19 protein-coding genes are annotated in these 19,982 nt (G+C 62.3%); 7 read left to right on the forward strand and 12 right to left on the reverse strand.

What is annotated here, in order from left to right:
* Window positions 1-48: 48 nt before the first annotated feature.
* The 5 genes from LC531_RS04420 to LC531_RS04440 all read right to left on the reverse strand — a co-directional run bounded on the left by LC531_RS04420 (window position 49) and on the right by LC531_RS04440 (window position 6,522).
* Window positions 49-735, reverse strand: coding sequence for a 3-keto-disaccharide hydrolase (locus LC531_RS04420; RefSeq protein ID WP_223649113.1), 687 nt, complete (start codon window positions 733-735; stop codon window positions 49-51).
* Window positions 736-864: 129 nt separating this feature from the next.
* A complete protein-coding gene (locus LC531_RS04425) occupies window positions 865-3,261 on the reverse strand; it encodes a GAF domain-containing protein (RefSeq protein WP_223649114.1) in 2,397 nt (798 codons plus the stop codon).
* 90 nt (window positions 3,262-3,351) lie between these two features.
* Window positions 3,352-3,984: a hypothetical protein gene (locus LC531_RS04430; protein ID WP_223649115.1), complete on the reverse strand. Its 633-nt coding sequence runs from the start codon at window positions 3,982-3,984 to the stop codon at window positions 3,352-3,354.
* Between the two features lie 90 nt (window positions 3,985-4,074).
* Window positions 4,075-4,734, reverse strand: a complete 660-nt coding sequence (locus tag LC531_RS04435) for a hypothetical protein (protein WP_223649116.1) — start codon at window positions 4,732-4,734, stop codon at window positions 4,075-4,077.
* Between the two features lie 384 nt (window positions 4,735-5,118).
* Complete coding sequence (locus tag LC531_RS04440; RefSeq protein ID WP_223649117.1) at window positions 5,119-6,522, reverse strand: dicarboxylate/amino acid:cation symporter; 1,404 nt, start codon at window positions 6,520-6,522, stop codon at window positions 5,119-5,121.
* A 239-nt stretch (window positions 6,523-6,761) separates the two neighbouring features.
* Here LC531_RS04440 and LC531_RS04445 point away from each other — a divergent pair, with 239 nt between their 5' ends.
* A complete protein-coding gene (locus LC531_RS04445; RefSeq protein ID WP_223649118.1) occupies window positions 6,762-7,769 on the forward strand; it encodes an enolase C-terminal domain-like protein in 1,008 nt (335 codons plus the stop codon).
* Window positions 7,770-7,855: 86 nt separating this feature from the next.
* Here the strand turns inward: LC531_RS04445 and LC531_RS04450 are convergent, their stop codons facing one another.
* Window positions 7,856-8,425: a DUF6799 domain-containing protein gene (locus tag LC531_RS04450; RefSeq protein ID WP_223649119.1), complete on the reverse strand. Its 570-nt coding sequence runs from the start codon at window positions 8,423-8,425 to the stop codon at window positions 7,856-7,858.
* A 153-nt stretch (window positions 8,426-8,578) separates the two neighbouring features.
* Between LC531_RS04450 and LC531_RS04455 the strand changes: the two genes are divergently transcribed.
* The 4 genes from LC531_RS04455 (at window position 8,579) to LC531_RS04470 (ending at window position 10,673) form a co-directional block, all read left to right on the forward strand.
* Window positions 8,579-9,034, forward strand: a complete 456-nt coding sequence (locus LC531_RS04455) for a MarR family winged helix-turn-helix transcriptional regulator (protein WP_223649120.1) — start codon at window positions 8,579-8,581, stop codon at window positions 9,032-9,034.
* A 66-nt stretch (window positions 9,035-9,100) separates the two neighbouring features.
* Window positions 9,101-9,385 (forward strand): hypothetical protein, encoded by a 285-nt coding sequence (locus LC531_RS04460; protein ID WP_223649121.1) that lies wholly within the window; start codon window positions 9,101-9,103, stop codon window positions 9,383-9,385.
* A gap of 83 nt (window positions 9,386-9,468) precedes the next feature.
* Window positions 9,469-10,296 carry an IS5 family transposase gene (locus tag LC531_RS04465; RefSeq protein WP_223648922.1) on the forward strand — a complete coding sequence of 276 codons (828 nt, stop codon included), beginning with the start codon at window positions 9,469-9,471 and terminating at the stop codon, window positions 10,294-10,296.
* Window positions 10,297-10,307: 11 nt separating this feature from the next.
* On the forward strand, window positions 10,308-10,673 hold the full coding sequence (locus tag LC531_RS04470) for a YceI family protein (protein ID WP_223653855.1): 366 nt from the start codon (window positions 10,308-10,310) through the stop codon (window positions 10,671-10,673).
* Between the two features lie 105 nt (window positions 10,674-10,778).
* Here the strand turns inward: LC531_RS04470 and LC531_RS04475 are convergent, their stop codons facing one another.
* Both LC531_RS04475 and lpdA read right to left on the reverse strand, forming a co-directional pair.
* Window positions 10,779-11,498 (reverse strand): hypothetical protein, encoded by a 720-nt coding sequence (locus LC531_RS04475; RefSeq protein WP_223649122.1) that lies wholly within the window; start codon window positions 11,496-11,498, stop codon window positions 10,779-10,781.
* 97 nt (window positions 11,499-11,595) lie between these two features.
* A complete protein-coding gene (gene lpdA, locus LC531_RS04480; protein WP_223649123.1) occupies window positions 11,596-12,990 on the reverse strand; it encodes a dihydrolipoyl dehydrogenase in 1,395 nt (464 codons plus the stop codon).
* Window positions 12,991-13,193: 203 nt separating this feature from the next.
* On the opposite strand from lpdA, the gene LC531_RS04485 reads away from it, so the two are divergent.
* Window positions 13,194-14,060: a tetratricopeptide repeat protein gene (locus tag LC531_RS04485; protein WP_262903257.1), complete on the forward strand. Its 867-nt coding sequence runs from the start codon at window positions 13,194-13,196 to the stop codon at window positions 14,058-14,060.
* A gap of 113 nt (window positions 14,061-14,173) precedes the next feature.
* On the opposite strand, the gene LC531_RS04490 is transcribed toward LC531_RS04485, so the two are convergent.
* From LC531_RS04490 to LC531_RS04500, 3 genes are all read right to left on the reverse strand, one after another.
* Window positions 14,174-14,710, reverse strand: a complete 537-nt coding sequence (locus LC531_RS04490) for a YfiT family bacillithiol transferase (RefSeq protein ID WP_223649124.1) — start codon at window positions 14,708-14,710, stop codon at window positions 14,174-14,176.
* Between the two features lie 208 nt (window positions 14,711-14,918).
* Window positions 14,919-15,611: a hypothetical protein gene (locus LC531_RS04495; RefSeq protein ID WP_223649125.1), complete on the reverse strand. Its 693-nt coding sequence runs from the start codon at window positions 15,609-15,611 to the stop codon at window positions 14,919-14,921.
* 99 nt (window positions 15,612-15,710) lie between these two features.
* On the reverse strand, window positions 15,711-17,060 hold the full coding sequence (locus tag LC531_RS04500; protein WP_223649126.1) for a YfcC family protein: 1,350 nt from the start codon (window positions 17,058-17,060) through the stop codon (window positions 15,711-15,713).
* A gap of 88 nt (window positions 17,061-17,148) precedes the next feature.
* Between LC531_RS04500 and LC531_RS04505 the strand changes: the two genes are divergently transcribed.
* A complete protein-coding gene (locus LC531_RS04505; RefSeq protein WP_223649127.1) occupies window positions 17,149-17,409 on the forward strand; it encodes a hypothetical protein in 261 nt (86 codons plus the stop codon).
* Between the two features lie 84 nt (window positions 17,410-17,493).
* Here the strand turns inward: LC531_RS04505 and LC531_RS04510 are convergent, their stop codons facing one another.
* The gene (locus tag LC531_RS04510) at window positions 17,494-19,902 is read right to left on the reverse strand and encodes an efflux RND transporter permease subunit (protein ID WP_223649128.1); all 2,409 of its coding nucleotides are present in this window, start codon (window positions 19,900-19,902) and stop codon (window positions 17,494-17,496) included.
* Window positions 19,903-19,982 lie beyond the last annotated feature (80 nt).

The following is a 19,982-nucleotide window of genomic DNA, read 5'->3' on the forward strand; positions in this document are numbered from 1 at the left end:
TATTGGCATGAGGACGCGATTTACAAAAATCATGCTACTACCCACGGTCTAAAGGGGAGTCAGCATAATATCCCGAAACGCTACTTTCGCCTCGTGGTCTTGCAGGGCGATGTGGCCCTTGGGGTAGGCGGCGAAGTTTTTCCAGTCCTTGAACTTACTGTCGGCCAGCAGCTTCTGCCACGCGGGGCTACCCATCTGCACGTCTACTACCTGGGTGCCGTTGAGCCAGAAGGTGAGGTGGCCGCGGTCTTTGCGCAGCTTCACCCGGTTCCACTCGCCGGCGGGCTTCACCACGTCGTGGGCGGGGGGTAGCATGTCGTAGAGCGAGCCGGCGCGGTGCGAGGGCTTCTTGTTGTCGGGCGCGCTTTTATCGTCGAGCACCTGCATCTCAATGCCCGTTTCGTAGGTGGCCTTGAAAGCCGGGTCTTCTTGCACGCCGAAGATGATGCCGCTGTTGCCGCCTTCGGCAATCTTCCATTCCAGCGCCAACTCAAAGTTTTCGTACTCGCCATTGGTGAGCAGGTCGCCCTGCCCGGCCGCGGCCGGGTCTAGCTGCAACGCGCCATCCACTACCGACCAGGCGGGCGTGGCCGTGGGCTGCAAATAGGTATGCCAGCCCTGGGTGGTTTTGCCATCAAACAGCGCCTGGGGCTTGGCCTTGGTGGGGGGGTAGGGAGCCGGGCTGGCCGCGCTGAGCGCCAGCCCCGCCAGCAGGGTAGGGAGAAAGAATTTCATCGCGGGGGAATTCAGAAAGTGAAAAGAAGTGCGGCCGGCCCAGCCTTAGCCGGCCCGGTAAGAACTTTCAATACTACGAGCTAGCCGCAGCTCTGCCAAACCGGGGGGGTGGGGAGCCACCGGCTGTGGCTACAACCGTATCTTCACCCGCAGCGCCTGCAGGCCCTTCACGCCCTGCAACTCCTCCAATTCCAGCTCCTCCACGCCGGGCTCCAGCAGGCCGCGGTCGTGCAGGTAGTCCACGTATTCGAGGTATTCGGTGGCTTCGCGGGGCTGCGTGTATACCAGGGCCAGCAGGCCGGGCTGGGTCAGGCGCTCGCCGGTGCCGAGCACGGTAGCCTTGTCGATGCGCTTCTTAATTATCTCGTAGCGAATGTTATATGCCCCGTCCACGTCGAACTGCCGCTCATCCTGCCGGAAGCGGATGCTTAGTGGCTGCGAGTGAATGAGGATGAGTTGGGTCGTGTCGAGCGGCACCGGTAGCTCGGCCCGCAGGGCGTGGGTACGGCGCGTGATTTCGACCATCACCAGCAGCTGCCACAGGCGCAGGTTCTTGAGAAAAACCAGGTCAAAGGGCTTGTTCTGCACCAGGCTACCCCCCACGTAGATGTTGTGCTCGATGCCATCGGTTTTGAAGCGCTGGAAGTAGTGCGGAAACATGCGCTGCGCCTTTTCCTCCTCCTCATCGAGGTAGGCGCTGATGGTGTCGTTGAGGCGCGTCACGCTGTCCTCAAAGTCGCGGCGGCGGTGGTAGAGAATGCCCAGGCGCGGGTCAATCTGCTGCCAGTAGCTGGTGATGACGGGCCGCAGCTCGGGGTTGTTCTGGGCCAAATACTCAAACAGCGGCTCTACCTCAGTGCGCAGCGAGTCGTAGATGGTGACCTCATCGCCGCTGATGATGCCCTGGCGCAGGCGGCGCAGGTTTTTGGTCACGTAAAACTTCAGCTCGTCCAGGATGGGCAGCTGCTGCACGTCGGAGGCTTTTTTGAGCACCCGGTTGGCTAGCGTCAGGTGTTCGATGAGGTCGCCCTGAATGGCCTCGTTGCGGGCCACGCTGCTGCCCCGAATGTCGCAGGAGCCGTGCAGCGGGTATACTTCCTCAAACACGATGGGTTCCATCTCGGCCTGGCGGTTGCCTTCTTCCTGGCGGGCCAGCAGCCGCCGGGCCGCGTCGTTGAAGCGCCACTCCATCGTGGGGTGAATGGCGGTAAATTTCTCCTTGATTACGGCCTGAATGCGGGTTTCCAGGTCCTCGGCGTTGCGCTTCACGGCCACCGCAAACAGCGGCACGAACTGGTTAACCAGCTCCACGTCAAACTCATCGAAGGCATGGGCATCGGGCGAACCCATTTCGAGCAGGCCCACCGTGTCGGGGCCGTAGGGCAGCACCGCCAAGATGGCCGAGTGGATGCCCAGGCGCAGCATCTGCTGGCGCAGGCCCTCCGGAATGCCGGGCTCGGTGGCCACGTCTTCTAGCACCAGGGGCACGCGCTCGGCCAGCAGGCGCGCGTAGAGCTGCCGAAACTCACTTTCCAGCTCCTGCCCCTGCATCTGCTTAATAAGAAAGCTGTGGTTGATTTTGCGCCCAAAATCCACGAATGCCTGCTTGCGCTCGTCGTAGGCCGCAATGCCCAGTTGCAAGGCCGGCCGGGCAAACAGCACCCGCAGCTTCTCCTGAATCTGCTCCAGGCGGTCGGACGCTTGGAGCACGTCGCGCTCCAGCAGGTCGTACTTCAGCTCCGATACTATTTCCTGGGTCGTGACGTCTACTAATTGCAACAGGTTGAAGCCTTCGAGCACGAAGTGCGCGGGGGGTAGCAATGTTTGCCACAGGTCGAGGCGGTGGCGGTGGCGCACCAGCTCCTGCACCTGCTCGGCCGTGAGCACGGGCTTTTCGCCCACCACCCGCACTCGCACGAACGTCGAATCCAGGCTCAGGCTATAGTGCCGGTACAGGCCCAGGCTATAATCGGGCACGGTGAAAATAAACGCTCCCTGCTCGGGCAGCGCCTCGCGGTACTCGTGCAGCTCGGCCGCGTACTCACGGCCCAGAATGAGCAGGTAAGCTAGGCGCGCCAGCTGGCTTTCCAGGGTGGCCAGGTCCAGATTGAGGGGCTGCTTGATGGTGCGGTCCTTATTGAGCAGCACTTCCGCGAAGCGCGGCGTGTGGTAGAAGCTGCGGCGCTGAAACGGGGCCACCGCCCCCGCAATGGCCGTGGCCCTGGTGGCGGGCGGAAACACGGCCAGCATCAGCGTGTCTACCAGGTCGTGGTGCTGGTCCAGGTCCTGAATATCGGATAGGTTGCCGCGGCAGGCCGCAGCTTCGGCCACCTGCTCGCGCACGGCGCGGGCCAGGCGCGCCACGCCGGGGTTGGCCGCGTGTTCGCGCGCGTGCCAGTAGGCAATAAGCGGCTCCAGGCTCAGGCGCGTCTCGAACGGAAACCCGCCGCCGCGCCCCGCCGCCGGGGTAGGGTGGACCAGCGCCTCGGCGGCGGCCGGCGGCATAAGCGGCGCGGGAGCAAGCATGGCGGGCGATTAAAAATGATAAATGATAAATTAAAAATCTGATAGTTAAGCTTTTAATCTGTCATTTTTGCCTGCCCAAAGGTAGGCGCGCTAGGGCTTTGAAAGAACGATGGGAACGGGAATACTTGTCGCACCGCCCCCGCCGACTTCCGTCACCGTGTACGGCTGACCATTGACGTTGACTTGCTTCTGGGTATTCTCATAGCACGTGCAGCAGCCATCAGCCTTGTACTGCCCGCCCAAGACTATTTGGTTGATAAGGAAGGAGTAGCTTTTGGTATTCTTCATCGACTTATCCTTAATGAGCAGCTTGTAATAATAATTGCTAAGTTTGCCGCCCGTAGTGCCGGGGCTGAAGGGATAGGCGTTGCTAAGGACCACCGTCGTCTTCAGGGTATCCAACGAGGGAATAGTGTCATCGCCCAGGCCAGCCAGTATCAGCTTATTCTTCAGCAGGAGGGTGTTGCGCTGGTTGCGCCGCAGCTGCTGCCGGGTCAGCAGCAGCGAGTCGTAGGTAGTGCCGGCGGCGGCGGGGTTATAGCGTAGCAGGTACACGGTGTCTACCTCCGTCGCCGAGAAGCCCTTACCGGAAGCTACATCTTGATTAAGTGAAAAATATAGGGAATCCGCCAGCGTATCCTGGCAGTTGCAGGGACTGTTGGCGCAGCAGCCGGCCAGGGCCAGCAGGGGGGGTAGGAGCAGGAAACGCAGCAGAGTCTTCATGGCCGGAGTAACGCGAAGCCCGGCCCCGGTAGTGCCCACGGGGCACGGCACCGGAGCCGGGCAACAAAGAAAAGGCCCAACGGCCGGGCGCTAGCGATTGCTGCTGCTGCTGCCAGGCAGGGTAGGGTTATTCACCTGGCCGCCGGCCATCATAAGTGGGCGCAGGCGGGTAGCGGCCGTGTCGAGCTGCGGGCGAATCTGGGCCAGGGCCTCGCGCAGGGCTAGCACATCGGCCAGGCGCGGGGCCTCGGTCTGCGAGTAGCCCGAATACATGGCCACTTTTACGTTGGAGGTGCCCTTGCCGGTGTAGGTGCCCAGCAGCTCGCCATTGGAGTTCATCATCTGCACTTCGGCCTGAATATCCGTCCGGTACCATTCCAGTGGCGCGCCGAAGATGCTGGGCACTAAGAAGGTAACAACCTGCGCCGCTTGCAGGCTGCGGCCGGTGCGGGTAGTTTTTACTTTAGTTACCACCAGGCGGGCGTAGCCGTAGGTGGCCGTATCGGTGGGCTCCACCACGTTGCGCTGCAACTCGGCCTTGAACATGCGCAGTGGGTCTTCGGGCTGCGCGCCATCATTCATGGCCAGGGGGCCGGGGTCGGCCGTGATTTCCAATGGGGGTAGGCGTTTGGAGATAACGGCGGTAGGAGTATTAGTAAAGGTGCCTTTCACCGATTTGCAGGCCCCGAGGCCGGCCAGGGCGCAGGTGGCCAGCAAAAGTGCGCGGCTGTTACTCGAAATAAGCGTCATAATAGAGATAGTAGGACCAGAAGTAAGATTGAATTTTGCCTAGATAAGGTTAGACGTTAAGTAGATAAAAAACTGACTCTGAGCAAAATCTATTCGAAGTTAACCCATAGCGGGCGTTTAGGCCCCGCTGAGTGGCGCTTTTAATACCCAAGAGCATGGTGCCTATTTAGTTTAGGGTCTATCAGTATTCGTATCTAACGACTACTCAATCACTAGCAGCTCTAGTAGCAGCCGCCCCGATACGGGCGACAGTCAGGTAGTTAGCTGCCTGCCGTGCGGCCCGGCTACGCTGGCCAGCCCCGCGTCGCTGGCAGCCGGTGGGGTAGCCGTCCCGGCGCGTTACTTTTTTGCAGCGCGCACCGGAATAGGACCTTACCCAGGTACCTAGTGCCCCGCTGCCGGCTCAGCCGTGAGCAGGTCGGGCGGGGCCACGTAGTCGTCCACGAACTCACCCTCCCAGCGGGCCACCACGGCCGAGGCCAGGCAGTTGCCGAGCACGTTGATGGCCGTGCGGGCCATGTCCATGAGCGCATCAATGCCCAGGATAATAAACACCGGCCAGGCCGGCAGGTTGAACGAGGCCACCGTAGCCAGCAAAATCACGAGCGAGGCGCGCGGCACGCCCGCCACACCCTTGCTGGTCAGCATCAGGGTGAACACCATCAGCAGCTGCTGCCCGAAGGTGAGCGGGATGCCCGCCGCCTGCGCCACGAACACCGCCGCCAACGACAGGTAGAGCGTGGTACCGTCAAGGTTAAACGAGTAGCCCGTGGGCATCACGAAGGCCACGATGCGGCGCGGCACCCCGATGCTTTCCATCGCCTCCATTGCGCGGGGTAGGGCCGCCTCGCTGCTGGTAGTAGCAAAGGCGATGCTCACCGGCTCGGCCACCGCCGCCACGAAGCGCTTAACCGGCAAGCGCGCAAGCAGCGCCACCGGCAGCAGCACCAGTAGCACGAAGGCGATAAGCGCGCCATAGAGCGTCAGCAGCAGCTGCAAGGCGTTGAGCAGGGGCGCAAAGCCCATCTTGCCCACCGTGTAGGCCAGCGCGCCGCCTACGCCCAGCGGGGCAAAATACATCACCACGTTGGTGAATTTGAACATCACTTCCGAGAGGCTTTCGCAGAAGTTGAGCATGGTGCGGCGCGTGTGCTCGGGTGTGAGCGCCAGGCCGATAGCAAAAATAATGGCGAATACCACCACTTGCAGCACTTGCCCTTCGGCCACCGACTTGGCAATGTTTTCGGGGAAGATGTGCAGGATAATGTCGGCCGCCGTTTGCTTGGCGGCTGGTTGCAGTACCTCGCCCGCGTCGGCCGCGCCGCGCACCACGCCCGCGCCGGCCTGCGTCAGATTAATAGCCGCCAGCCCAATGAAGAGGGCAAACGTAGTAACTATCTCAAAGTAAATCAGGGCCTTGATGCCCATGCGGCCCACCTGCTTGAGATTGGCATGGCCCGCAATGCCCACCACCAGGGTAGCAAAGACGAGCGGCGCTATTATCGTCTTCACCAGCCGCAAAAAGGCATCGCTCAGCACTTTCAGGTTGATGGCCGCCGCCGGGGCATCGTGGCCCAGCTCGATGCCTACCAGCATACTATAGACTATCCAGAGCGTGAGCGAGCGGCGCGGTACCAGCACGGCCGCTAGCGCCACCAGCGCCAGCCAGCGCGCGGCCAGGGGTAGCGTGGGGGGTAGGGCGTGGGATGGCAAGGCGGCCAGCACCGTGAGAATAATAGCCAGGATAGCCAGTAGCCCGGCCAGCCTGGAAACGCGCGAGAACTTCATGCAAGACCAATAAAAACCAGTTTATTCTGGGTAGGAGAGGAGGAGTAATTACGGATTAAAAAATCGCGGCTAGCCAGTCAAAACATGTTAGAAAAACAGCGTAGAGGGCCGGGCTTAAATTCACGATTCATGCTTCCTCATGTATACTTCATCCAGTTAATTCGGGCTCAAAGAACGGGCAGCCCGGCCGAAACTGCCACTCGCCCCACCTTTGCGGCGGCCTACCCCCCGTTTTTGCCATGACCGCCTGGACCCTCACCACCCACGAGCTGCCGCTTAATTTTCTTTGGAAAATCTCGCGCAACGCCTCGGTTACCAAGACCAACCTCGTGCTGCGAGCCGCCCAGGCTGGGGCCAGCGGCCGGGGCGAGGCCGCTCCCAACGTGCGCTACGGCGAAACGCCCGCCCTGCTGCGGGCGCAGTTCGATGACCTGTTGGCCCACGGCTTACCCCAGGCCGACACCCTGGCCGACCTCACGGCACTGCTGGCCGCCCGGCCCGTGGCCCACGCCCTGCGCTTCGCCCTGGAAGCCGCCCTCACCCATTGCCTGGCGGCGCGGGCGGGGCAGCCGGTGTGGCAGTGGCTGGGCGTGCCGCCCCCGGCCCGGCGCGTGGCCACGGCCTTCACGCTGCCCATTATGGAGCCGGGCTCGGTAGCGGCGTTTATCAAAACGCAGCGCGCCGAGCGGTTTAGTCTGCTGAAAGTCAAGGTAAACCAGGAGGGCGGCCTCGACCTGCTGCGCGCCGTGGCGGCTGCCCTGCCCGGCCACCCGCTGCTAGTGGACGGCAACGAAGCCTGGCCCGATGCCGAGGGCGTACTGCGCTTTCTGGAAGCTGCCGCCACCGTGCCCGGCCTCCGAATACAGCTGCTGGAGCAGCCCCTACCCGCCGCCCTGGCCGCCGACTACCGCTACCTGTGCCCCCGCACCAGCGTGCCGCTGCTGGCCGATGAATCAGTAACAGACGAAGCCGATTTTGCCGAAATCGCCCGGCAGTTTCACGGCGTCAACGTGAAGCTGATGAAAGCCGGCGGCTACCAGCGCGGCATTGAGCTGCTGCGCCAGACCCGCGCCCACGGCCTGCTACCCATGCTGGGTTGCATGGTCGAAACCTCGCTCGGCATTTGGTCAGCGCTGCAAGTCAGCGCTTTGGCCGAGGTGCACGACCTCGACGGCCTACTTATCGTGCGCGACGAGCCCTTTGGGTTGGTGCGGGAGGAAGAGGGGTTTCTGCAAGTTCTTAGCTAAAAGCGTCTGTCATGGCCGCGTCCTTATTTGATGCGCAACATGCTCGCAAGGATAAACGCCCCAACTCGGAATCAGCAATCCGAAACCTAGCGAAGAGTTTTAAGCTTCGCATCTAGCTCTTGCAACTGCTTGTCCACCTCCTCGGTGGCGGGCGGGTTAGGGTGCGTTTGCTGAAGCAGCGTCACTTTACGCTGAAGCAGCTCCACCTCGCGCGTTAGCAGCGCTTCGCGGTCGGTGGCTGCGCTGCCCAGCACGGCAGTGGGAGCGGCCCCTACCTGCACGTATTTATTGTATTTCTCGTTGAGAGCTACCGAGTTGTCGCCGCGTGCGGCGGCGGCGCTGGCCGGGGTGGCGAACACGATGCCGCCCTCCGCGTTGAGGTAGTCTTCTTCGTGCAGGCTCGTTACCTTACCCCCCGGAAACTCCACAATGCCGCTGCGAACGTTGATTTTTGTGCCGTTGGGCAGGCGAATATTCTGCGTGAGTGGCGTGAGCTGCCGGCCCACGCGCTCCATCACTTCGCCGTGGCGAAACACGTACTGGGTAGTGCGGCCGGGATGCACGGGCACGCCGCCCGATTGGGCCGCGCCTGGGTGAGGAATCAGCCAGAAGCCGGCCCCGAATAAAAAAGCAGCCAGGGAATAAGGAATGCGCATAGTTAAGAGCGGGAAAGAAGTAGAAGGCCGGCAAAGCTCTGCTACAAATACGCATACTTTTACGCACTGCTAAAAAAATTGTAAAAAAGCTTGAATAATGTTGCTACATTTAATGTAGTAACACTAAATTTGTACCATCAATCAGCTTTCCCCGTGCGCCTCGAAGACGAAATCAAGCAGCCTATTTTCCACAGCGAAGCTCATAAGGCCTACCTCAACGTGCTATTCACGGCGGGCTGGCTATCAAACCGGTATGCGGCGGTGTTTAAGCCGTATGGCCTGACGATGCCGCAATTTAACGTGCTGCGCATTCTGCGCGGCCAGCACCCGCTACCCGCCACCGTGGCGCTGCTCATCGAGCGAATGCTGGACAAAAACAGCAATGCCTCGCGCATTGTGGATAAGCTCGAAGAAAAGAAGCTGGTGACCCGTCTCGTATGCCCCGCCAACCGTCGTGCCGTCGATATCCGCATCACGGAAGCGGGCCTGCGCCTGCTGCGCCAGATTGACGACGAGGGCCTGACCGACCCCAGCCGCAACGGCTTCAACCAGCTCAGCGAGGCTGAGATGCGCCAACTCAGCACCTTACTCGATAAAATCCGGGGCTAGCCCCGCCCGTCAGGCTGCCCGCCCGGCAGCTTTTTTTCTCAAACATCCTTTTTTCTTTTTTTAATCATGAAAAAGTTTTTGCTACCCGCCCTGTTCGGCGCTGCCCTGTTCGGTGCTCCGGCCACTTTCGCTCACAAAGCCCCGGCCGCCGTAGCCGCCAAGGCTATCGTCGTGTATAAGCTTCAGCCGCAGCTCAGCACCCTGGGTTGGGAGGGCAAAGCCGTGACCCACGGCCACAACGGCACCATGCAGTTTAGCGGCGGCGACTTGCAGGTAGATGGCGGCAAAGTAGTGGGCGGCACGGTGACCGTGGACATGAAAACCATGAAAGCTACTGATGAACCTGTTTAGGAAGGAGGTAGCGGCGAGCAAAACGCAAAAACTCCCACAAAAGCGAGAAATTTGAGGTGCGACCCATCTCCTTTCTCTCCTTCATGGAAGTCCTGACCAAAGATATGATTATCCGCTGGATACTGCCTCATTTGCCCACCCGCACGGGTGGCCGGCGGCCGGCTGCTGACCCGGCCGAGGTCGTTGGAGCCATCTGCTACAAGCTCAAAACTGGCTGCCAGTGGCGGTGGCTGCCCGTCAGAAGCCTGTTCACGGGGCCGCCATTAAGCTGGCAGGGGGTGTACTACCACTTTAACGCCTGGGGCAAGCAAGGAGCCTGGAAAAATCTGTGGCTCACCAGCTTGCGCCTGCATCGACGCCGCCTCGACTTATCCAGCGTCCAACTCGATGGCAGCCATACGCTGGCCAAGAATGGCGGGGCCGCTATCGGCTACCAAGGCCGCAAGGCGGGCCGCACCACCAACGCCCTGTTCCTGGCCGACAACCAGGGCCTGCCGCTGGCTGTGGCCACGCCCCAGGCCGGTAACCAGCACGATACGTTCGAGTTGGAACGGGTGTTTGCCGAGTTGTGCGACTTACTCGAAGCCGCCGAGCTGCGCTTGGAAGGCTTGTTTTTGAATGCCGACAAAGCCTTTGATGTCAGTAGCTTGCGCCAAGCCTGTGCGCGGCGCGGCATCGAAGCCAACATCCCACGCAACCGGCGCTCAGCCGACTGGCAGACCGATGACGACACCCCCCTGGACCCGGAACTCTACCGCCGCCGCCTGGTCATTGAACGCCTCAACGCCTGGCTCGACGGCTTTAAGGCCCTGCTTGTGCGCTACGAAACCAGCTTGCAAAACTGGCTGGCTCTGCACTGGCTAGCCTTTACCGTACTACTACTGCGCAAAATTGCCCCGCCTACTTCCTAAACAGCTTCGATATTACCGACCCGGAAAACCACGCCAAATTTGTGGGTCACATGAGCAGCGACGATTTCTTCGGCGCGGAGAAATACCCCACTTCGACCTTCAAAATCACCAGCATCAAGCCCATCGCGGGCGCGGCGGCCGATGCTGATAACTCGACCATTACCGGCGAGATGACCATCAAGGGCGTGACGCAGCAAATCAGCTTCCCGGCCAAGGTAGGTGTGAAGAATGGGGTAGCCGCCGCCACCGGCAAAGTGACCATCGACCGCACCAAGTTCGGCCTGAAATACGGCTCGAAAACCTTCTTTGACAGTATCGGCGATAAAGCCATCTACGACGAGTTTACGCTGGCTTTCAATATTGTAGCCAAGCAATAGCTTCTTGCTAGCTGCTGCTGATTAGCCAGTGGTTTTTCGCTTAAAAAGAGGAGGACCCCGCCATAAGCGGGGTCCTCCTCTTTTTAAGTGGGGTAGGGGCCGAAGCTAGCGTGGGTCAGGGCTGGTGGCGGGGGGTAGGGTAGGGGCCGGCTCGGCGGGCGCTGGGGCGGCGGCCACGGTGCGCAGCTCCAGCCGGAGCGGGGCCACGTTCTGTTCGCGCAGGCTTATCAGGCCGTATACCGTTTCGCCGGGCCGAATATTGCGATTAGTCAGGTCGTACTGTTCGAGCTCGTTGCGGAAGTTCTTATTTGCCAGCGACGCGCCCAGCATGTTGCCGCCGGCAATGAAGGGGCCGGTGGGTAGAAAAGTGCCGCCGGTAGTGGTCTGCTGGCCGGTGTAAGAGTTATAGGTAGTAGTGCCCCCGATGTTGAAGTTGAGCAACACGTAGAGCAGGTAGATAAATACGCCCTGCTTCATATCATTGGCGGCCAGCGAGGACAGAACCGGCGTCACGGGATGGTTGCCGCAGTAGAGCACGGCATCGCGCGAGAAGTTCAGCTCCGCGCTGGTGTTGTTGGTAACCCGCACGGCTATTACCTGGTAGCCGTGCTTCTGCGCTTTCTTGGCGTATTTTTTATTGCGCCCGCGCATCCGCAGCGCATCGTACTGGTAGGCAAACTGAACCGGGGCCCCTATTGCCGACGACGACTGATAGGTGGCCATGCGCTCGGGCCGCATGGGCGTAAACGAAGCCGCGCAACCACTACCTAGCAGCGTGCAGCCCACCAGAAAAGTTGCTAATGAGCGGGTAAGTCGTTTTTTCATAAAATGAACAAGGGGTGTATAAAAAGCTGTCAAACATAAGGCACAAAAAAAGCCAGACTGCTGAGCAATCTGGCTTTTCCCGAAATATTATAACATTTTATAAGTGAATTACCTCATCATAGGCGGCAGCCGTCGCTTCCATAATGGCTTCGCTCATGGTGGGGTGGGGGTGCACGGATTTAATAATTTCGTGGCCGGTGGTTTCGAGCTTGCGGGCCACCACGACCTCGGCAATCATCTCCGTCACGTTGGCCCCAATCATGTGGGCACCCAGCCACTCGCCATATTTCTTGTCGAAGATGACTTTCACGAAGCCGTCCTTTACGCCGGCCGCGGCGGCTTTGCCGGAGGCCGAGAACGGGAATTTGCCCACCCGCACGTCGTAGCCTTTAGCCCTGGCCTCGGCCTCGGTATAGCCCACGCTGGCGATTTCGGGCTGGGCGTAAGTGCAACCGGGAATATTCTGGTAATTAAGCGGCTCGGGGTGGTGACCCGTGATTTTCTCGACGCAGATAATGCCCTCGGCCGAGGCCACGTGGGCCAGCGCCGGGCCGGGCACGATGTCGCCGATGGCGAAGATGCCGGGCACGTTGGTCTGGTAGAAATTATCGACCACGATGCGGCCCTTTTCCGTCTTGATGCCCAGCGCTTCGAGGCCCAGGTTTTCGAGGTTGGTTTGCACGCCCACGGCGCTCAGCACCACGTCGCAGGCAATTTGCTGTTCGCCCTTAGCCGTTTTGATGAACACGTTACAGCCCGCGCCGCTGGTATCCACTTTGGTCACTTCGGCATTAGTGAGGATGTTGATACCCAGCTTCTTATAGGATTTCTCCATCTGGCGTGATACCTCCTCGTCCTCCACCGGCACGATGCGCGGCAAGTACTCCACGATGGTTACCTCGGTGCCCATTGCACGGTAGAAGTAGGCGAACTCGACGCCGATGGCCCCGGAACCCACAATAACCATGCTTTTGGGCAGGCTGTCGGGGGTCATGGCTTTGCGGTAGCCGATGATTTTCTGGTCGTCAATCGGCAGGTTGGGGAGCTGGCGGGCGCGCGCGCCGGTGGCCAGGATGATGCTCTTGGCCGTTACGGTTTCGGTGGTGCCGTCGGCGCGGGTCACTTCTACCTGGCCGGGGGCCAGCAGCTTGCCGGTGCCCATCACGGCTTCAATCTTATTCTTCTTAAACAAGAAATTGATGCCCTTGCTCATGCCGTCGGCTACCCCCCGGCTGCGCTTGATAACGGCCTCGAAGTCGAAGCCCACCTCCTTCACCGTCAGGCCATAGTCCTGGGCGTGCTGGAGGTATTCGTATACCTGGGCGGTTTTGAGCAGGGCTTTGGTGGGGATGCAGCCCCAGTTGAGGCAGATGCCACCGAGGCTTTCGCGCTCGATTACGCCCACTTTCAGCCCCAGCTGCGCGGCGCGGATGGCGGCCACGTAGCCACCAGGCCCTGAACCAATTACTACCAGGTCAAATTGCAATGCCATGAGGTTAAGTTGTACGGAGGATTAAAAGAGGGAAATAACCGCCGGCCGGGCCGGCCGGGCAAAGATAACCCCGTTGCCGGGCCCCTGGTTCGGCCCGATTTTGGCGGCGGGCGCGGCGGGCCGCCACCCTGGCTGAGCTTTTCCGTAGAAGGCGCGCGGCTCGCGGTTTGCGGGCCCTGACTTTCCCTACCCCCTCCTTTCTGATGAACCTACGCGCTACTGCTTATTTGCCCGCGGCCCTGGCCCTGCTCGCCCTGGCCACTGGCTGCGCCACTACCACCGAAACCGACCGCCCCACGGCCGGCTCGTCGGCCGATGTGCTGCGGAGCGCGCCCTCGGCCGCCACGCCGGCCGCCGAGGCCACCGGCCCGACCGCCCTGCCTATGCCCGACCCGGCCGCCGCTACGGCCCCTACCCCCCCCGGTGCGGCCGAAGCCCTCGACGCACCCTCGGCCGAAGCCGCGACGGCCACGGCCGACCCGAACGCGCTCTCGACTAGCGCCGCTAGCGCCGAGCGCGCCGCCGAGCGCAAGCTCACTGCTGCCGACTACCGCTACCAGCTGGCCCGCGCCAACCTGGTGCTCAAAACCAAGCCCCGCGACGCCCGCGCCCGCCTGGAGCGCGCCAAGGCGTACTCCAATCTCAAAAAATACCAGGAGGCCAAACCCGACTACGTGGCCGCCCTGCGCGCCATGCGCGGCAACCCCGACGTGTATTACAACAAAGGCGTGAACGAGCTGATGCTGAAGGAGTATAAAGCCGCCTCCACTGACTTTAGCGGGGCCGTCAAGTTTCGGCCCGATGATAAGGAAGCCTTCTTCGGCCGGGGTGTGGCCAAGATGCAGATGTACCAGTACAAGGCCGCCGTGTCGGACTTCACCCGCGCCCTGGCCATCGACTCGCTCTACGCCGATGCCCTGGAATACCGCGGCATCAGCTACTCCAGCTACGACCGCGTGAAGGAGGCCCGCCGCGACCTCGAAAAAGCCGCCCGCCTCAACCCCGAAGCCGAACGGAGCCTACGCCGCTACGGCAAAAGCAACAGTATGGTGCGCGGGGGCAAAAAGTAGCCGAGAGAGTAGCGCGAACTTTCCAGCTCGTGCGCGAACGCAGCGAGCATCACTGTTCACGCCGGGTGGTGCCGCCTGCTCGCAATGCTCATGCACGAGCTGGAAAGTTCGCGCTACTGCTCGCGCAGCCCTAACAGATGCGCCAGGTGGTGCTGGCCGTGCCAGGCGTATTGCACTAAAGCCTGGTCCAGAGTGAGGGTAGTGTCGTAGCGCGGGTGGTAAAAAGTGCGCTGCCACTGGTCGGGGGTGAGTTGCTGGAGCAGGCTCACCCAGCGCGTATGCAGGCTACTCAGTAAGCTCAGCGATACCTCGATGGGCGTGATGGCCACGTCGGGCAGTTCGGCCCAGGCCGCTTCGTCAAACGGCCGCACGGTCGGATTATCCTCCGTAAGGGCCAGCCGAAAGCGGGAGTATAGGTTGAGGTGCGTATCGGCTACGTGGTGGATAACCTGGCGGCCGGTCCAGCCGCCGGGCCGGTAGGGCAGCTGCAGGCGCTCGCCGCCTACCTGCCGCGCCGCCGCCGTGAGCTGGGCGGGTAGTTCGGCCAATTGGCGCAAGTAGCTCGCCCGCTCGGCGGGCGTGAGCGGGGCGGTGGGTAGCACGGGCCGGCCCACGGGGTAGCGGAGCGGGTCGAGTTCGGGAGTAGGCATGGGGCGAAGATGGAAAGGGCTTAGGTTCAAATAATTTCTGGCGGGTGGTTGAGCTTGAGTAGCCCCTGGCGTAGAAACTCATCATCACAGCCTCGCTGCGTTTTTCAGCCACGGACACTGGGGCTAGGCACGACACTGCCCGGCAATAGTACACGCATGGGCATAGGCGTAACAGCCTTGTAAAGAGCGGGTAGCGGGGTGAATCTGTCTATTTACCGCCCGCCACTTTGGCTTGGTTATACTCGGCAATGATAACTGGCGTGTTCTGGTGCAGGTAGTTAGGCTCCTGCCGGGCTACTTTGGCGGCCAACTCAGGGTTGTCGAACAGATAGGCGCTCATGGTGGCGGCGAAGGCGGCACGGCGGATTTCCGTCCATACGCCGTTGCGGTACAGATACCAGTGGCTTTTGTCAGAAACGGGAATGCCAAATAGCAGCGAAGGGCCCCCGAACGCTCCCAATGCCAACGGAATGGAAATAGCCCGAGGCTCGGAATAAGTGGATAGGGTGATGGGCCCGTCGAAGAGGTGCAGCGCCAGCACGTCGGCTTTCTTGGTGCCGATGGTAATAGCCTCGAAGGTGCGGCCGTGTACGGCGATAGATTGGATATCCTTTACTTTAACGGCATGCCGATGCCGCAACTGATTATCGATGGAAAGCGGCGGGGCATAGTAGTCAATGCGGTTCTCATAGCCCGAGCGGCTATAGGGCATGTAGGCACGAATCTGGGTGCCATCGGTTTTGGTGAGCGTGCCGAGGTAAAAGCGGTTCACTGGTTGGCCGAAGCCGTCGCTCAGGTGGCCCACGGTGTCTTCGGCAAGGGGAGCGGCCAACTGTTGAGCCCGGCCGAGCAGCGGCGCGGTGCCAAGCGCCAATAAAGCAGCGTGGTAGCGAAATTTCATGCGAAAAAGTTTTTTGTAAATTTAAATGAGCAACACTTGATGCTCCTTCCCGAAGCCCGCCATAGCAGGCTTTTTTTGCTGCTCAACAGAATCCCCCGGTTAGTTTAATCCCAGCCAGATACCCAGCAGCACGCTCACCGCGCCCAGCGCCAGCACCATCCCGTAGAGCGGCCCGGCGAAGCGCAGCCACTGGTCGTAGCGCACGCCGGTGGCGGCCAGCATGGCCATGAGCGCGCCGTTGGTGGGCGTGAGCAGGTCGGTGAGGCCCGCGCCGTACTGGTAGGCCAGCACCGTTACCTGCCGGGGCAGGCCGATGAGGTCGGAGAGCGGCACCAGCAGCGGCATAGTGAGCACGGCCTGGCCGCTCACACTGGGCACGGGCAGGTGCAGGGCCACCTGCGCGCCCATCATGCCCAGCGCGGCGAAGGCCACCGGCAGGTGCGCCAGCGGCGCGGCCAGCCCCCGCACAATGGTATCGACAATGTGCCCCTGCTCCAGCACCACGAAAATGGCCCGCGCGAACCCCACCAGAATGGCCGAAAACGCGATATCGCGGAAGCCCGCCACGAAGCCCTCGGCCGTGCCCGTGAGGCCCAGCCCACCCACCAGCCCGGCCCCTACCCCCAGCATAAAGAACAAGGCCGACATCTGGTCAAAATCCCACCCCAGGCGCACCACCCCAAAAGCAAATGCGCTGAACGCCACCAGCAGCAGCAGAAGCACCAGCCCGTGCCGGCCCGCCCTGGTGGCGTCGGCGGCCTGGTCCTGCGCGCTTACGTCGGGGGCCACGCGGTAGCGGATAGCGTGGCGCAGGGTGCCCGCCGTCCAGATGCCCAGCGCCACCACCAGAAACACCACCCGGTAGCCCGCCGCCGACAGCAGCGGCAGCTGTGCCAATTGCTGCGCAATGCCCACCTGAAACGGATTGATGGGGCTGAAGGCCGCGCCCACCACCGCCGCGCCCAGGCTGGCCGCAATAGCCGTGAGCGCCGGGTAGCCGAGCCGCCGCATCAGCACCAGCAGCACCGGCACGAGGGCGATTATCTCCTCGCCCATGTTTTCGAGCGCGCCCATTGTAGCAAACAAGAGGGCTACCACTGGAATGACGGCCACTTCGCGGCCTCGCGCGTGGTGCAACAGCCAATCCACGCCGAAGCGCAGCGCGCCCGTCTGGTCCACTACCGTGAAGGCCCCACCGGCCAGAAAAATCATGAATACCACCGCGCCCGCCGCCGCCAGGCCCTTGGGCACGGCCACGGCCACGTCGAGCAGCCCCACGGGGGTAGGCGGCACCCGGTGGTACGAGCCCGGCACCACCACCTCGCGGCCGGTAGCGGCGTTGAGGCGTCGCGCAAACTGCCCGGCCGGCAGCACGTAGCTCAAGCCCGCGGCCAGGATGATAAACAGGGTCAGCAGCACCAGCGGGTGCGGAAAGCGAAGCGACTTCATGCCCGCAAAGGTGCGCCGCCAAGGCCCAAACCTACCGCTATGATAAGCCCGGCCGTTGTAGCCGTTGTCGTATCTTCGGGGTAGCCCCATGACGTTTTCCGCCTTCAAAAACCTGCACCAGCGCCTGCAAGCCGAGCACCTCGCCCGGCATGGCCAGCCCCTGGCCGAGCGCCACGAAGACGGCTGCGAGCTGCGCCTGTTCGCCGTGGGCAGCTTCTACGCCGAGGTGTGGCGCAGCCGCGGCGAGGAGGCCATTCTGTTCATCCACGTTTTTGAAAAACCCAGCGGGCTAAGCGATTACCTACCCCTGATTTCGATTCGGGACTACCAGGGAGGAGTGGAGGGGTAGCACTTGTTTGAGGCTTACGCAAAAGACGGTTGTCATTGCCGCGCTTCGCTCGCAATGACAACCGTCTTTTGCGTAAGCCCTATACTAAACCGCTTCCGCTTCCCTATCAAACCTGGCCAGTAAAAGTGGAAAAATAATCAGCTCACCAAACATCGCCCCCACGATGGAAATCGCCGTCAACAGCCCAAAAAGCTGCACCGTTTTCAGCGAGCCCAGCGTCATGAAAGCGTAGCCGCTGAACAGAATAGCCCCCGTGAGCACGATGGCCGGTCCCACGTGCGTGATGGTAGCCAGCCGCGCCGCGGCCGGCCCCAGCTGCTGCCGCTGCCGTCGGTAGTGATGAATAAAATGCACCGTGTCGTCCACGCTCAGACTCAGCACGATGGCCGCGATGCTGGCCGTGGCCGTGTCGAGGGCGATGCCCGCCCAGCCCATGTAGCCCAGCACCACCAGCACCGGAAACAGATTGGGCAGCACCGTGAGCAGCGCCAGCCGCAGGCTGCGCACCAGTGCCCACACCAGCCCCAGCACCACCGCAAACGACCACAACAGGCTGCTAATCTGCGAGGAAGTGACGTACTGCGTAATGGCCGCGTAGAGCGGCGGGTAGCCGGCGGGCTCCACGGTGGCGGCCGGCCCCAGCACGCGCCGGGCTAGTTGCTGCACGGCGGTCATTTGCCGGCTCAGCTGCCGGGCCGAGAGCATGGGGCCGGCCACCGTGAGGCGGCCGGTGCGGCCGGCGCTGTCTTCCACCAGGCGCAACAGTTCCGGGTAGTCAGTGGCCAGGCGCTCGTGGGTGAGGCGCAGCGCGCCCGTGCTGCCCAGCGCCGCCAGGGCGCGGCGCGGCCCCAGCCGGGCTTCCAGTCCCGCCCGGTAGAGGGTGGGCAGGCCAAACACCCGGCCCAGGCCTGGCAGCCGGGCCAGCGAGTCGGCCAGGTGCTGGCTGGCCTGCACCACTTCGGGGCCGTTCAGCGCCCGGCCGGAGCCGGGATGCACCAGCAGTTCCAGCGGCAGGTAGGGGCCCCAGTAGCGCGTAATGGCTTGGTGCTCCAGCACTACCGGGTCGCGGGCGGGCAGGTAGCCCAGGGTGTAGGTATCGGCCCGCAGCCGGGGCAGGCCCGCCGCGAAGAAGCCTACCAGCCCCAGCGAAACCAACGATAACGATTTCCGGTGGCCTAGCACCCAGCCGTAGAGCCGCCCCAGCGCCGCCCCGGTGCGGGCGGTTAGGTTGGAGTTTGAACTTGAATTAAAAATTAAAAATGATAAATTAAAAATGCTAGGCTTGCGTGGGCGTGGGGCTGGTAAGCTGCCAACTGCGTCCGTCACGGCGGCTTCCTGACCAATTTTTAATTTATCATTTTTAATTTTTAATTCAAACCTTCCCAACGGCAGCAGCCACACGCCGAGCAAAAACGTGAGCACTAAACAGCAGGCAATGCCCAGCCCGGCAAATAGCCCGAAGGTGCGCAAAATGGGCATCGGTGAGCTGAGCAGGGCCAGAAACCCGGCCACGTTGGTGAGCATGGTGGCCGCGCACGGAAACAGCATTTCGCGCAGGGTGTGCAGGGCCAGGTGCCGGCGGCGCAGCGCGGGCGGCAGCGCCGCCTCGGCAGCAGCGGGGGGTAGGGCGGCCAGCTGCTGCACCTCGTTTAGCACGTGCAGCGTATCCATGAGCCCGAGCAGGATGATGACCACCGGCAGCAGCACCGTGAGCAGGTTGAGGCGGTAGCCCAGCGCCCCGTACACGCCCAGCGTGAGGTAGGTGGCCGTGGCCACGATGCCCAGCGCGTAGAGCACCCACGCCGCCCGCCGGTACAGCGCCGCCAGCACCGCAAACATCAGCAGGTAGCCTACCCCCAGAAAAAAGCCGAAGTCGCGCTGCGACAGCTCATTGAGGCGGGCATACACCACGCCCACGCCGCCCAGCCACGCCGCCCGGCCGGGGGCGAAATACCGGCCCGCTACCCCCCGCACCGCCGCCAGCACGGCCCCGCGCCGCTGGTCAAAATCGGGCAGTTGGCGGAGCGTGACCAGCAGCCGGGCCGTCCGAAAATCGGGGCTGAAAAGCTGGTCGCGCAGCGTGGGCTGCCGGGCCAGCGCCTGGCGCAGCGCGGCGCTGTCGAGGCCGGCCGCCAGCAGGGGGGTAGTGCCGCCCAGGCCCCCGGCCGGCCGCCGCGCCGCCGCCGGCCCCAGCACCGAATGCACCGCGGGCAGCCGGCCCAGCGCCGCACTCAGCTCGGCCAGCCGGCGCTGGTTGGCGGGCGTGAGCAGGGTTTGGGCCGAGTCGCGCACCACGATAACCACTACCTCGTCGTTGCCGAAGCGCTGCTGGTAGGCGCGGTAGCTACGCAGGGCCGGGTCGCCCTCCAAAAACCAGATGCTGAGGCTATTGTCGACGGCCACGGCGGCGCGCACGCCGGGCCAGAGCAAGGCCATTGCTAGGGCTAGGGCAGCCAGCAGGGGGTAGCGTAGGCGGTGCAGCAAGTCTATCATTAGTAGAAGCCCGCGGCGAGGAAATACCGGAAAAGTACCGGCCCGGCCCACCGTAGCGACTGCGAAATACGGGCCGCCCG

This window comes from Hymenobacter psoromatis, assembly GCF_020012125.1.
GTDB classification, from domain to species: Bacteria; Bacteroidota; Bacteroidia; order Cytophagales; family Hymenobacteraceae; genus Hymenobacter; species Hymenobacter psoromatis.

Bases quoted from the DNA above. Each gene is read 5' to 3' on its own strand.
- LC531_RS04430 (WP_223649115.1), bottom strand. From the start codon at position 3,984: ATGAAGACTCTGCTGCGTTTCCTGCTCCTACCCCCCCTGCTGGCCCTG.
- LC531_RS04500 (WP_223649126.1), bottom strand. From the start codon at position 17,060: ATGAAGTCGCTTCGCTTTCCGCACCCGCTGGTGCTGCTGACCCTGTTT.
- LC531_RS04460 (WP_223649121.1), top strand. From the start codon at position 9,101: ATGAAAAAGTTTTTGCTACCCGCCCTGTTCGGCGCTGCCCTGTTCGGT.
- lpdA (WP_223649123.1), bottom strand. From the start codon at position 12,990: ATGGCATTGCAATTTGACCTGGTAGTAATTGGTTCAGGGCCTGGTGGC.
- LC531_RS04510 (WP_223649128.1), bottom strand. From the start codon at position 19,902: ATGATAGACTTGCTGCACCGCCTACGCTACCCCCTGCTGGCTGCCCTA.
- LC531_RS04435 (WP_223649116.1), bottom strand. From the start codon at position 4,734: ATGACGCTTATTTCGAGTAACAGCCGCGCACTTTTGCTGGCCACCTGC.
- LC531_RS04475 (WP_223649122.1), bottom strand. From the start codon at position 11,498: ATGAAAAAACGACTTACCCGCTCATTAGCAACTTTTCTGGTGGGCTGC.
- LC531_RS04425 (WP_223649114.1), bottom strand. From the start codon at position 3,261: ATGCTTGCTCCCGCGCCGCTTATGCCGCCGGCCGCCGCCGAGGCGCTG.
- LC531_RS04485 (WP_262903257.1), top strand. From the start codon at position 13,194: ATGAACCTACGCGCTACTGCTTATTTGCCCGCGGCCCTGGCCCTGCTC.
- LC531_RS04465 (WP_223648922.1), top strand. From the start codon at position 9,469: ATGGAAGTCCTGACCAAAGATATGATTATCCGCTGGATACTGCCTCAT.
- LC531_RS04445 (WP_223649118.1), top strand. From the start codon at position 6,762: ATGACCGCCTGGACCCTCACCACCCACGAGCTGCCGCTTAATTTTCTT.
- LC531_RS04505 (WP_223649127.1), top strand. From the start codon at position 17,149: ATGACGTTTTCCGCCTTCAAAAACCTGCACCAGCGCCTGCAAGCCGAG.
- LC531_RS04450 (WP_223649119.1), bottom strand. From the start codon at position 8,425: ATGCGCATTCCTTATTCCCTGGCTGCTTTTTTATTCGGGGCCGGCTTC.
- LC531_RS04495 (WP_223649125.1), bottom strand. From the start codon at position 15,611: ATGAAATTTCGCTACCACGCTGCTTTATTGGCGCTTGGCACCGCGCCG.
- LC531_RS04420 (WP_223649113.1), bottom strand. From the start codon at position 735: ATGAAATTCTTTCTCCCTACCCTGCTGGCGGGGCTGGCGCTCAGCGCG.
- LC531_RS04440 (WP_223649117.1), bottom strand. From the start codon at position 6,522: ATGAAGTTCTCGCGCGTTTCCAGGCTGGCCGGGCTACTGGCTATCCTG.
- LC531_RS04490 (WP_223649124.1), bottom strand. From the start codon at position 14,710: ATGCCTACTCCCGAACTCGACCCGCTCCGCTACCCCGTGGGCCGGCCC.